The sequence below is a fragment of the Aliivibrio fischeri genome, from assembly GCA_038993745.2.
In the GTDB taxonomy this organism is placed as follows: Bacteria; Pseudomonadota; Gammaproteobacteria; order Enterobacterales; family Vibrionaceae; genus Aliivibrio; species Aliivibrio fischeri_B.
In genome coordinates this window covers 362,315-375,280 of sequence record CP160630.1, presented here as the reverse complement: position 1 = coordinate 375,280, position 12,966 = coordinate 362,315, and the positions used below count along the sequence as shown (strand labels likewise).

General features: G+C 37.8%; 9 protein-coding genes, 5 pseudogenes and 1 riboswitch. Of the genes and pseudogenes, 4 read left to right on the top strand and 10 right to left on the bottom strand.

Annotated elements, in window-relative coordinates; translation table 11 throughout:
- Positions 1-54: 54 nt before the first annotated feature.
- Complete coding sequence (locus AAFX60_015750; GenBank protein XDF79856.1) at positions 55-1,716, bottom strand: methyl-accepting chemotaxis protein; 1,662 nt, start codon at positions 1,714-1,716, stop codon at positions 55-57.
- Between the two features lie 647 nt (positions 1,717-2,363).
- On the opposite strand from AAFX60_015750, the gene AAFX60_015745 reads away from it, so the two are divergent.
- The 4 genes from AAFX60_015745 (at position 2,364) to AAFX60_015730 (ending at position 4,702) form a co-directional block, all read left to right on the top strand.
- Complete coding sequence (locus tag AAFX60_015745) at positions 2,364-2,933, top strand: cytochrome c biogenesis protein CcdA (GenBank protein ID XDF79855.1); 570 nt, start codon at positions 2,364-2,366, stop codon at positions 2,931-2,933.
- Positions 2,934-2,974: 41 nt separating this feature from the next.
- Positions 2,975-3,703, top strand: a complete 729-nt coding sequence (locus tag AAFX60_015740; GenBank protein XDF79854.1) for a thioredoxin family protein — start codon at positions 2,975-2,977, stop codon at positions 3,701-3,703.
- A 193-nt stretch (positions 3,704-3,896) separates the two neighbouring features.
- The gene (locus AAFX60_015735; protein ID XDF79853.1) at positions 3,897-4,379 is read left to right on the top strand and encodes a hypothetical protein; all 483 of its coding nucleotides are present in this window, start codon (positions 3,897-3,899) and stop codon (positions 4,377-4,379) included.
- Complete coding sequence (locus AAFX60_015730) at positions 4,376-4,702, top strand: diguanylate cyclase (protein XDF79852.1); 327 nt, start codon at positions 4,376-4,378, stop codon at positions 4,700-4,702. Before AAFX60_015735 ends, AAFX60_015730 begins: the two co-directional genes overlap by 4 nt.
- A 5-nt stretch (positions 4,703-4,707) precedes the next feature.
- Here the strand turns inward: AAFX60_015730 and thiE are convergent, their stop codons facing one another.
- The 9 genes and pseudogenes from thiE to AAFX60_015685 all read right to left on the bottom strand — a co-directional run bounded on the left by thiE (position 4,708) and on the right by AAFX60_015685 (position 12,952).
- Complete coding sequence (gene thiE / locus AAFX60_015725; GenBank protein XDF79851.1) at positions 4,708-5,346, bottom strand: thiamine phosphate synthase; 639 nt, start codon at positions 5,344-5,346, stop codon at positions 4,708-4,710.
- Positions 5,347-5,356: 10 nt separating this feature from the next.
- Positions 5,357-6,160 carry a hydroxyethylthiazole kinase gene (gene thiM, locus AAFX60_015720; GenBank protein XDF79850.1) on the bottom strand — a complete coding sequence of 268 codons (804 nt, stop codon included), beginning with the start codon at positions 6,158-6,160 and terminating at the stop codon, positions 5,357-5,359.
- 32 nt (positions 6,161-6,192) lie between these two features.
- Positions 6,193-6,854 (bottom strand): annotated as a pseudogene (gene tenA / locus AAFX60_015715) (thiaminase II).
- Positions 6,855-6,872: 18 nt separating this feature from the next.
- Positions 6,873-7,792 (bottom strand): annotated as a pseudogene (locus AAFX60_015710) (ABC transporter substrate-binding protein).
- Between the two features lie 54 nt (positions 7,793-7,846).
- Positions 7,847-8,589, bottom strand: a pseudogene (locus AAFX60_015705) (ABC transporter permease).
- Between the two features lie 67 nt (positions 8,590-8,656).
- Positions 8,657-9,405 (bottom strand): annotated as a pseudogene (locus AAFX60_015700) (ABC transporter ATP-binding protein).
- Positions 9,395-10,273 (bottom strand): bifunctional hydroxymethylpyrimidine kinase/phosphomethylpyrimidine kinase, encoded by an 879-nt coding sequence (thiD, locus tag AAFX60_015695; protein XDF79849.1) that lies wholly within the window; start codon positions 10,271-10,273, stop codon positions 9,395-9,397. Before thiD ends, AAFX60_015700 begins: the two are co-directional and overlap by 11 nt.
- 102 nt (positions 10,274-10,375) lie before the next feature.
- A riboswitch (TPP riboswitch) is annotated at positions 10,376-10,473 on the bottom strand.
- Between the two features lie 60 nt (positions 10,474-10,533).
- Positions 10,534-11,558 (bottom strand): annotated as a pseudogene (locus AAFX60_015690) (TIGR01620 family protein).
- Positions 11,555-12,952, bottom strand: coding sequence for a YcjX family protein (locus AAFX60_015685; protein XDF79848.1), 1,398 nt, complete (start codon positions 12,950-12,952; stop codon positions 11,555-11,557). The pseudogene AAFX60_015690 and the gene AAFX60_015685 overlap by 4 nt, the downstream one beginning before the upstream one ends.
- Positions 12,953-12,966 lie beyond the last annotated feature (14 nt).

Sequence of the window (12,966 nt, the reverse complement as noted above, 5' to 3'; positions counted from 1 at the left end):
AAAAGCACAAGATCTCATCAATCTTGTGCTTTTATGTATTAATTAACGTATCGATTAAAGTGTAAAACGCTCAACTAATTCTGACAGTTCGTTGGCTTTTTGGTTTAACACAATACCACCAGAGCGGTTTTGACTCGCTAAATCTGCGGATTCTGAGCTCTGATCAGATACCGACACAATACGCTCTGAGATCTCTTGACCAACCAAACTCTGCTCTTGGGTCGCTGTCGCTATTAATGAGTTCATTTCCATGATCGTATTAACCGACACTAAAATTTGGCTTAACGACTCAGATGCAGCGACCGCTTTAGTTACCGTCAATGTACTGAAGTTTTTACTTGCCGCCATCACTTGTACTGCCGAATCAGAACCGGACTTAAGCGCTTCAATTCGTTGATGAATTTGTGCTGTACTCTCTTGAGTACGACTCGCCAATTTACGAACTTCATCAGCAACAACGGCAAATCCACGCCCTTGTTCCCCCGCCCTTGCCGCTTCAATGGCCGCATTAAGAGCTAACAAGTTAGTTTGTTCAGCGATATCTTGAATAACGGATAACGTACTTGCGATATTTTGTACATCACCTTCTAATTTTGAAATAACATCACTTGCTTCATCTAATTCTGCAGCTAGCGTCTTCACTGATTCTGATGCTTCATTTACGGTTTGCATTGCAACTTGTGCATTATTATCAGCATCTTGAGCTGAATTAGCCGCTTGCTCAGCATTAGCAGATATCTCATGAGAAGACGTCGTTAGTTCTGTCATCGCTGTTGCAATTTGCTCAGTTTCTGAACGTTGATTAGTTACTACAGCATTAACTTGTGCTGAACGCTCTGACATTCGAGTGGTTTCAGCGACAACATCTTGACTCACTAGTGATACATTACTAATGATTTGATGTAGAGAATTAACGAATAAGTTAAAATTATGACTCAATTGATTAAACTCAGGAACAGTAAACTCAGGCATTCTTGCCGTTAAATCTGCATCACCCGAAGCAAATGAACGAATTGATTCATCAAATTTTTGAATTGGAGCCATAATGCTTCTATTGATATAAAAGCCGATCATTGCAACAACAGCCACAATAACTAATGTGAACAACACAATCGCTTTCATACTTTGTGCAAGCTGCTCATCACTAAGCGCTTTCATATCCGCAATAACGGCATCAACATCATCAGTATAGAAACCAGTACCTACAATCAAATCCCATGTTGGAAAATAAACACTGTAAGCCAGTTTAGGTAAAGCAACAGTTTCATTTAATTTAGGGTAGTAATATGTTGAATATCCAGACTTATTTTTAGCGGCAGTAATGATATCTTGGATCAAATAGTTGCCTCTTTTGTCTTTCGAATTCCACATATTGTTACCAATATCATTGGTATTACCTTGTAAAATTCGTACACCATTGGATTGGAAACCAAATAAATAACCTGTATCAGCAAATTGAATCGGTTTTAGTGTTTCGAGCACTTCATCTATGGATTTCCCTTGTTTTTCAAGGTGTTCTAATTCTGATGAAACGATATCTAAATACGATTTCAATTCTACGCGTTTCATCTCCATCATTTGTGTGCGCGTCATATCCATTTGTGCTTGGTTAAGCGCATTCGTTTCCTTGTATGTCATTAACATGATTAACAAAGAGGTTAAAACTATTGGTAATATTGCAAGCAAATATAATCTTGATTTGATTGATAAATTCATAACTTTTCTCTCAGGTAGTTCCATCTACATCTTTGCTATAAGTTGCAGTAGATACATAATTATTATTTCATTTTATTATCAATTTTCATGCCAACAATTCACGGAACTAATATTAAACGTAGTTATTTCACAATAGGTTTATATTTGTTACGAGGAACAATTGACCTTTTAAGTTTTAAACATAAAATACCAAAAGAATTTACGTTATTGAGTTAGACTTTTTGAGATTCACACTCTTACAATATCAACAAAAAACCATTGCTTCTTGGATGCTTTTATTAGTAGCTACCGTTCTATGCGTTTGCTTATCTCAAAACCTAGCTAGATCATATCCATGCCCTGCAGCCCCAACAAGTACAGAGCTCAACGAACAAGCCACACACAATCAAAGTAATATCAGTGAAAAATGCACAAGTAGTGAGCATCTTATTAAAGCTCATACTTCATATTTTGATGTAGCTCTTGTTATGTTTCTCTTGGTGCTTGCAATTATTTCAGCAATTCAAAAACAAGTAGATAAAATCAACCTCTTCACAGAACCTCACACTTCTTATAGGGTGCGGCGACATTTAGCATTTTGTATTTTCCACGAGTAAGAATTCCGCAATAACTTATATCTTTCATATAATTATTTTCGGAGTAAAACCATGTTTATCATTCAAAAAGTAAAATCGTTCAATCGATGTCAATTTATCATTTTAATGACTCTTTTTTTTCTATCGCTTTTTTCAGTTTCTGCGATAGCCCAACCTACTGATGAAATACAATCAAATAATATATTTAACATTATTGGTATCGCATTATTGGGAGGCTTAATCCTTAATATTATGCCTTGTGTACTGCCGGTTTTAGGTATGAAATTGAGCAATATGCTCGCTCTATCCTCTACGAATAGCCAATCTATACGTTTACAATTTTTAGCTTCTGCCTCAGGAATATTGGTTTCATTTTGGTTACTCGCTTTTAGCGTACTTATTTTAAGAATTACAGGTGGAATGATTGGTTGGGGCATCCAATATCAAAACCCACTATTTATAGGCTTTATGGCTATCACAATGGGCCTGTTTACAGCTAACCTTTTAGGATTATTCGAAATACAACTTTCGCATCGATTTTCAACGTTTATTGCCCAAAAAGGCGACAATTCAACACTCGGAAATTTTATACAAGGGATGTTTGCGACACTATTAGCTACACCATGTAGTGCCCATTTTTAGGAACAGCTATCGCTTTTGCTTTAGGTGCTAGCACATTAGAAATGCTATTAATTTTTACTTTCTTAGGATTGGGCATGGCCTTGCCTTGGTTATTCTTTGCTGTTTTTCCTCACTTAATTTCATATATGCCAAAATCAGGCCCATGGATGAACAAAGTCAAAATCGTCTTTGGTTTAATGATGCTGAGTTCAACATTGTGGTTATTGAGCTTACTTTCACCATTCATTGGAGTCTTATTAACCGTAATTATTGCGTTACTTTTTAGTATTTATTTACTCTATAAAATTGCTCATATACATGGAAAAAATACGGTAATCACAATTATTGCTGTCATTATTTTTTTAAGCAGTTCAATACTTATTGTTGGCAGCATGACCACCAAATATTGGGTTACTCCAACGGAAGATAACTTACACTGGGAATCATTAGATGAACGTACTATTGATGACTATGTGAAACAAGGAAAAACCGTCTTTGTTAATGTCAGCGCTGATTGGTGTATTACTTGTAAAACCAATAAAATCGGCGTGATATTACAAAACCCTGTCTACCCTGCATTACAGCAAGAAAACGTAATTACCATGCAGGGAGACTGGACTCATCCAAGCCATAAAATAACGGAGTATTTAAAAAAACACCAACGATATGGCGTTCCTCTGACCGTTGTGTATGGGCCTAATACTCCACAAGGTCTAACTCTTCCAGTTTTATTAGATGGCGATGAAGTCATTCATGCACTTAATTACGCAAAAGGCAGCTCGAATCAATAATACGGAATAGCAAAACTCAAATCGTTACATTAAAAAGTGAATACCCACTCAAAAAGCTGCTGTTTATTTCTAATCGCAGCTTTTTCTTTATATTTCACAACAAATCAACGATAAAATCGCCTTCGCACCTTGTTTTTTATCGTAAACTAAGTTGTTATACTTAACAGCACCCCATAAACAATGGTTAATGATCATGACAAATAAGAAAATGCCCTTCATCGTTGTTACGATTCTCTTCATTTTTCTTTTTGTCTGTGTGTTTTTTTATAACGATATTGGGTTTGAGTCCTCATCAGATCTTGGTTTTGAAGGCTTAACTCTTATTTTGCTTACTTATATTTTTTTAACCACTATTAACGCCTTCAAAAAATATCCATTTCTTCATGCTGGTGCTTGTCTTCTTTTATTTAATAAAGCTTATGATTTATTAACAGAGTTTCCTCAGATTGAATTTTATGCCGATCATTTTGAAGTTATAGATACCCTGTTAGATGATGGTTCCTTGTTTATTGCGTTTTTACTCATTGCCGTTGGCATTACTCAAATGATGCAAATGTTAGCAAAACAAACCATGAAAGATGAACTCACAAATCTATATAATAGAAGGAAACTTTCTGAAATAAAGTTAACGGAATTTGACCTTATTTATTTTGATTTAAATGATTTAAAAAAGTGAATGACTTAAAAGGACATCAAGTTGGTGATTTGATGATCATTCGTTTTTCTCAAGCTCTTAGAAATGCATGTCTTAAACAAGAAATGGCTTTTCGTGTCGGAGGAGATGAATTTATCGTAACGACTCATAAAGGTCGTTCAAGCGCGTTTATTAAACACATACATGAACAACTCTGTAATGAACAAATTTCTTTTGCTTATGGCATAAAAACATCAACTAAAGATGATTTAGAAAACGCGCTAATTTGTTCCGATAAACGCATGTATAATATGAAAGAAGAGCAAAAAAAAGAGCACCCAAAAAAGTGCTCTGATTCTATATAATTGAATTACTTTTTCAATTCTACGTCATCATTCATTAAACCCAACAATGCTTGGCTCGCTTGTTTTGGAGAAGAAGCATGACAAATTGCAGAAACCAAAGCGATCCCATCAACGCCGGTATCAACAACCTCTCGAATATTTGAGTCATTAATCCCACCAATGGCAACAAGTGGTAATTGACTCTCTTTTACCGCAAAAGCCAACCCCTGAATTCCCCACTCTTTAATTATATTAGTCTTAGTTGGTGTCGAAAATATCGCGCTAATACCAAGATAATCAACAGGTAGTTCTTGGGCGTTACACAATTGTGTTTCATTTTCGACAGATAGTCCTAGAATCATATCATGGCCTATCAATTGACGGGCTATTTGTGCTGGCATATCAGATTGACCTAAATGAACGCCATCCGCTTGAACTGCCAATGCCACATCAACACGATCGTTTATGATTAGTGGTACACCACTATCTTTTAGTATTTCTTTTATCGCTAAAGAACGTTGAATAAAAGCACGTACATCGCCATGTTTCTCACGAACTTGCACCATGGTGACACCGCCTTTTACCGCCTCAGCAACAACATGGCACAATGTATCAATATCTTGTTTTTCATCTGTCACTAAATACAATGTATAAGGATTATTCATACTATAAAACCTAAGCATTAACCGTTAATTTCAAACGACGAGTGAGTGTTTCTTCATCTAACTGATACAGCGTATCTAATAGATTCATTTGCAAACTCCCCGGACCTGCTGATTGCTCTGCAGCAATCTCTCCCGCAACCCCTAAAACGGCAGTTGCAACAACACCAGACTCATCACCGATTGCAGCAAAGGCACCAGTTAACGCAGTATGCGTACAACCCATACCTGTAACAAACGGCATCATTGCATGACCATTATTCAATTTGTATTGTGCATCTTGAGTTACGATGTAGTCTGTTTCACCAGAAATTACCACACTACATTGATACTTTTGTGCAACGTAACACGCCGCCCCCACAGCAGAATCACTACTATCTAGTGCATCGACCCCTTTACTTTGTGCATTTTCACCAGCGAGGGCGATAACTTCAGACGCATTAGCACGAATAATTAACTTGTTTGCAGCTTCAGCTATTTGACGAGCAACTTGTGTTCGTAACTGGCTAGCACCACAACCGACAGGATCAAGAACCACGACTTTATTATTTAAATTAGCCTGCTCAACAGCAAAGTGCATTCGTGGTGTCCATACACTATCTAGTGTTCCAATGTTAATAACTAACGCACCAGAGAAACTCATCATCTCTGCCATTTCTTGCTGACTATGTGCCATGATAGGTGATGCACCTAATGCTAACAAAGCATTCGCTGTATTATTCATCACAACGTAATTAGTAATATTAACAACTAGCGGTTTTTTCTCACGCAATAAAGCTAAGCATTCTACAATGTATTGTATGTTCATGATTGTCATTATTCTCTTTCCTATTCTTATTAATACACGCTTTATGCGTCATCCAACCCTTGCTGCCAAAATGCCACTTCCATACGAGTTGCCGTTTTAAAAATATGACATAAACGCTGTCCACGCTGGCTTTCTAACTCAATATCATTCAGTAGGATATCTAATTGTTTAACACTTTTTTCGACACCTTTTTGAAACTCTTCTCCACCATACATTTTTATCCAATTCGCATAAGGGTTACCCTCTAATACGGTAGATTCACTCGCTAATAATTGCGCACCAATAACAGCATAACCAATAGAACACGGTGCCAGTGCTGCATAGAGATCAATCACATCTCCTGACATTCCTGTATCAAGGACAAAACGTGTATATGCAACGGTACCAAAAGCTTCTGGTTCTTCCTCCATCTCTGACTCTGAGATCCCCCATTCGCCACAATAAGCGACATGATGTGCAATTTCAGAATCTAATAATGCTTGAACACTAGGTAAAGCCATTCGCATTTCCGCTAACGTCCTCGCCTTATAAATCGCAAGTGCATATGCTCTGGTGTATTGCTTCAAAAATAAAAATCTTGTTTTAAATAATGCAAAAATGATGAATGTGCTAATTCACCAAGTGCTAATTGCTGAACAAAATTATGTTCCGTGTATTCATTCCATTCGCTTTGACACGCTTGAATCAAGTCTTGATGGTTCATATTTCCTCCATAGAAATTTTATAGAACAGGAACAAAATTTTGGGCTTTTGGTTGTGTTTTTATCATTTGATGTCGATACATGAAGTCAGAAAATCGGTCATAACGCTGCAAATCTACCGCAGATGGACGTAATGCAAAACGAGTTAGTGTGTCATTCCATGCGCGTTTATTTAATTCATTATTTAATGTATCCGGCGCATAAGAAATAAAGGTCTTCCATGATTCTTCAGGGTGATTCACAATAAATTGCGTTGCTTTTTCGATAGCGTGGTTAAACTTCTTTAATGCATCTGCATCGTAAGTTTTAGCATTTGCAACAAAAACAAGCTCATCATACGATGGGACACCGTGCTCTTCTGGGAAGAACGATTTCGCTTTATACCCTTCCAACGCCAGTTGGTTAGTTTCGAAATTACGTAATCCCCCCAAATTGCATCGACTTTACCTGATGCTAATGACGAAGAGAGAGCCCAACCAACATTGATAATATTAACGTCCGAAAAATTCACATTTTCTGTTTTTAACATGGTTCCAATTGTGGCTTCTTCATTGCCAGCAATCGCAATACCAATTTTCTTACCTTTCAAATCAGCCAGTGAATTAATTTTTCCATTATCAAGTACCATCAAGGTATTCAGAGGGGTTGCAATCAAGGTAGCTGAGCGAATCAACGGTAAACCAGCAGCAACGTCAATGGTTAAACTGGTTTGATACGAAATCGCCAGATCGATATTATTTGCAGCAACCAATTTAGCAGGCATACTTGGATCCGCTGGTTCTTGAATCGTAATATTCAAGCCTTCTTCTTTAAAATACCCCTTTTGTTGTGCCACCACTACTGGCCCGTGATTTGGGTTTACAAACCAATCCAACATTAATGTTATGGTTTTATCTTCTGCACTTACTATCATGGAATAACTAGAAAGGAGCAGAGCCATAGCGCCTTTAATTAATACCTTCTTCATTTTTCATTGAGTCCTTTTACTTATACATTATTTATCGTGTTGCCACGGTATGAGTTTTTTAATTAATACATCTGCTAAAAAATACAAGCTGACAGATAACCCGCGAGAATGAATAACGCAGCAAACATTTCATCTATCATCATTCGGGCATTTGCTTGCAACATTAAATAGCCTAACCCCTTGCTTGAACCGACCCATTCCCCAACGACTGCTCCAATCGGTGCAACAACAACAGCGACACGAATACCTGAAGCCAATGTAGGTAAAGCCGCAGGAAGACGAACGTATTTAAGGATTGCCCACTTAGAAGCTCCCATGGTATGAGCTAAATCAAGATAACCTGTCGGGGTATTACGTAAGCCGTCATAACAGCAGGTAGTAACTGGAAAAAAAATAATTAAGGCAGCCATCACCACTTTTGACGCAATACCGTAACCTAGCCAAAGCATCAAAATAGGTGCAATAGCAAACACAGGGATTGCTTGACTGGCTATTAATATAGGTAATAGCCAACGTCTGAGTGGGTCAAATAGCAACATTTGTAAGGCAAACAATAGTCCCATGGATAGCCCTAAACCAAGACCAAGTAAGATCTCTTGAGCCGTTATCCATGAATGCTCAAGCAACACGTCGTATCTTTCTATTAATTGAGAAAATACACTAAATGGACTAGGTAAAATGAAACTAGGTAAAGCAAAAGCCATCACAATGAATTGCCATAATCCCAAAATAACAATCGCACTAATTACATTCCTTATCATAGCGCTGATGCTTTTTTGTAACGGTTTTTCTTTTACCTGATTTGGCGTTGGTGAAGGTTGCTTTATAGGAAGAGATTTAGACATAATCGACCTCTAAAGTATCAATTATTTGTTGCTGAAGAACCGCCAGCTCTGCACTGATTTTTCTAGGTATCGGCGTATTTGGGACCGTTAAAGAAATGGAAGAAGCGGGCTGGCCTTTCATTATATAAATCCTATCACTCAATCTTAATGCTTCTTGTGGATCATGAGTAATCAATAAAACCGTCTTACCTACTAAAACCTGAGCAGCAAGATCTTGTAGTCGATAACGATTAACCGCATCTAGCGCAGAGAACGGTTCATCCATCAGTACCAACGGCTTATCTTGCATGAGTGTCCTAGCTAACGCCACCCGCTGACGCATTCCGCCAGATAACTGTGACGGCATACTTCTTTCTTGGCCTTTTAAACCAACAAGCTCTAACAACTCAAATGCTCGATTCTTATCTTCTGTCCTATCCTCTGAAAACTTGCTAGCAAAACAAACATTATCAATAACATTTAGCCATGGCATCAATAAGTCTTGCTGTGCCATATAAGCAATATTTCCTTCTATGCCTTCTGCCCCATCAATGTGGATATCACCTGACCATACGACTTTATTTTTCAGTAATCCCGCTAAATAACGAAGAATAGACGTTTTACCGCAGCCACTTCTTCAAGAATTGCAGTCCACTTCCCTTTAGGTATCGTCATCTTCAATCCGGAAATAATAGGACTATGGCTATCTGTATACCGTAAAGTACCATTAGAAATGATTACTCCAATGCCGTTATTCATCACGCAACTCTTTTACATTCAACGCAAAAAAATGATTAACTGGCCCATGTCCCTGACCAATATTCAAGTCATCCGCATGAATAATTGCCTGAGTAATGTAATGCTTACCTAATGTCACAGCGGTTTGTAATTCATGACCTTGAGCTAAATACGAAGCAATCGCAGAAGATAAAGTACATCCAGTTCCGTGAGTATTGCGAGTTTCAATACGTGCCGTTGATAAACGCTCAACGGTATCAGAAAGAATAAGTAAATCGGTACTATTGGTATCATCTTCTAGATGCCCGCCTTTCAATAAAACCGACTTAGCACCTAATTGACGAAGTTGATTGATCATTGCTGTCATTTCGACTTCATTTTTTGGCACTTGAGCATTAATTAATGCTGCGGCTTCAGGGAGGTTTGGAGTGATTACATCGGCAAGAGGAAGTAGTTCAGACTTAAGGCTATCAATTGCAGATGCTTGAAGAAGTAAATCTCCACTAGTTGCTACCATAACAGGGTCAACCACTAGAAATTGAGGAGCATATTGTTTAATTTTTTTAGCTACAGAGTGAATAATATCAGAGTCACTCAACATTCCAATTTTAACGGCAATCACATTTAAATCAGAAAAAACGGCATCAATCTGTTGTTCAACAAATTCACCACTAACTGGATAAATTCCTGTTACCCCTTGAGTATTTTGAGCCGTTAATGCCGTAAGAACAGAGCAGGCATATCCCCCTGTAGCTGAAATAGCTTTAATATCAGCTTGAATACCGGCACCACCACCACTATCAGATCCAGCAATGGTTAATACTATAGGAGTTGCTGCTAAATTATTTAGAATGGATGATTTAGAAGAAGTTATCGCTGTGAATGTAGACATGTTAATTTCCCTAACTGACGTCTAGGAAAAACAGTCAAATGAGATTACTCCTACGTATAAGCGTAAGATCTCACCAAAAGAAACGGATCTAAAAAGATCGTGTCAAAAGGACCATTAGTTCCCTACGTCAGTACTAACTGAATCAGGTTCAACGGGTTCGCTATTGCGATCTCAGCCTATTGGCTCCCCGACTAATGGCGTCATACTATCATTAATTGATTTGTAAATAGTATGATTTTTTATGAAGATGCTAATTAGTTTTAATTTTGAGTACCTAACTTTGATGCCAGCTGAGTAACTATCGTTTTACGCATATCAGATAATTTAGGGCTTCATCATTCATCCAAGGCAATGGACGCATTAAGTTCATGGTTTTCAAACCAAAACGAGCCGTAATTAAACCAATGCCTAAACCTTGAGCTGCACGAGTTGATAATTTTCCTGCTAAACCAGTAGAAAGCATATCAACACCAACATCCGTTGCTATTTCTGTTGCTCCAGCAAAAGCCATATTTTGTAAAACCATTTTAAACAGACGCAAGCGGCCCCAATAGCCTAATTCAACCCCGTAAACTTCGGATACTTGCTCTATTAATCGGATATTACGCCATGCAACTAATAACATATCGACCACGGCTAAAGGGCTTAATGCAACCATTAGAGCAGATTCACCAGCATGCTTACTTATTAACGCTTTTGCTCGTTTATCTTGAACAGAGATGACCATGCTGTCATACATTTCAAATACTTCAGCATTGCTATGATGTGGTTCAATACTATTTTGCCAGCGAGTATATTCAATAGGGTTAAGTTTCAAGTTTTTTCTAGCTAAACCTTCACAAAACACCTTTGCTTGCCCTATGCCATTACCATCAATCAGTTCAGTAACTTGCTCTTGAAGCTCTGCACGATCTTTTAACTTACGAAGTGTCAATAACTCTCGACCAATAGCCGTCACACCCAGTAATGCTGCAAAACTGATTAATCCAGCCCACCCTAATGAAAGAAAATCTGCCGATTGAATTGCAGTAATGACATGATCAATACTCTGCCAAAGCGTTAAACCTAAAAAACCAATAATCAGAGTTTTAATGCTCCAATGCGTTCTCTTTTTTATCAATGACATTTCTATATCAGAGCTATCTAGCTCCTCTTCATCCTCAGTCTTCTGAGGAATAAATGTCACATTATCATTAAACAATTTTTGAGTGTTCAGCGATTCAATTACATCTTGTTGTTTTAGTTCCTGCGATTGAAAAACACGCTGTTTTTTTAATTCACTCATATCAATTTATCTCCCAATAAGAACTGTATCGCTTTATCCATTCGAATATGCTGTAACGGTCTATCATTCTCATTTTTTAATGGCTGAAAACTCATAAAATTAAATGGTTCTGTTTCCCAGTACGCTTTACTTGGTATACGTTTTGGTACTTCTCCAGGAAACATCATCATTGGTTGTTGAGCTGTATTTATTCCAGAAATTGCCGCAAAGATCTCACCATCTTCATCAATCATTCCCGCAGTCGTTGCCTGAATAGAAGCAATGCTCATGCACTCCATCTTAATTCCTTCATAAGCGGTTTCTTGCCATGTTTGATAAATCATTTGTTGAAGCAACGACACCATATTAGGGTGCTGTTCTGGAGTAACATGATCCGCTTTTGTTGCGGCAAATAATACCTTGTCTATTTTTGGCGAAAATAAACGCTTAAGTAATGAGCTCTTGCCATATTGAAAGCTGTGCATTAATTGATCTATTGCTTGTCGCATATCATTAAATGAATTTTCCCCTGCATTTAATGGCTGCAAACAGTCAACTAAAACAATCTGACGATCAAAATGGCGAAAGTGGTCGTTATAGAATGTTTTAACCACATTCTGTTGGTAATGCTTATAACGTTGCTTGAGCACAGTAATATTTGACCCTTTCTTTGCTTTTGCTAACTCTTCTTCTGTGTGTTTATGTAAAAACATAAACGGAAAAAATTGCAAAACTGGCGCACCAGCAAGCTCTCCAGGTAACACAAAGCGACCAGGTTGTACCCAATGCAGTCCCTTTTCATTTTTACAAGTGTGCAAATAATCAGTAAATGCATCAGCAATACGTGCCAATTGTTTTTCATCAACAGGTGCCAGAGGATCTAACTGTTTCGCTTCTTGCAACCACGCCTCTGAAAGTACTTTTCTATGTCCTGTTAAATTAGCTTGCTGTTGCTTTGACCATGCCAAATAATCCATATCCAACAAAGGCAGATCTAATAACCACTCACCGGGATAGTCAACAATATCCACAAACAGAGTTGCGCTATCCTGAAAATGCTTAAGCACCCCAGACTTAGGTTTAAATTTAATGGCTAAACGTAGTTCACTAACGTCTCTTGTTGGTTCTGGCCAAGTTGGTGGATCAGATAACAGTGAATCCATTCCGTCATCATAAGTAAAACTTGGAATAGATAGGTTAGATTGCGGAACTCGTTTGGCTCCAATCATTCGCCCTTCACGACTCGCAGATAACAAGGGTAGCTTGTCACTTGTAGAGGCATGCAAGCATTGATTAACTAAAGAGGTGATAAATGCAGTCTTACCTGCACGAGAAAGTCCTGTGACAGCCAATTTTACATGGCGATCCATACTACGACTAACCCATCTGTTCATTTCTTTAGCTAATTTACTCATTTATTGTTCTCACT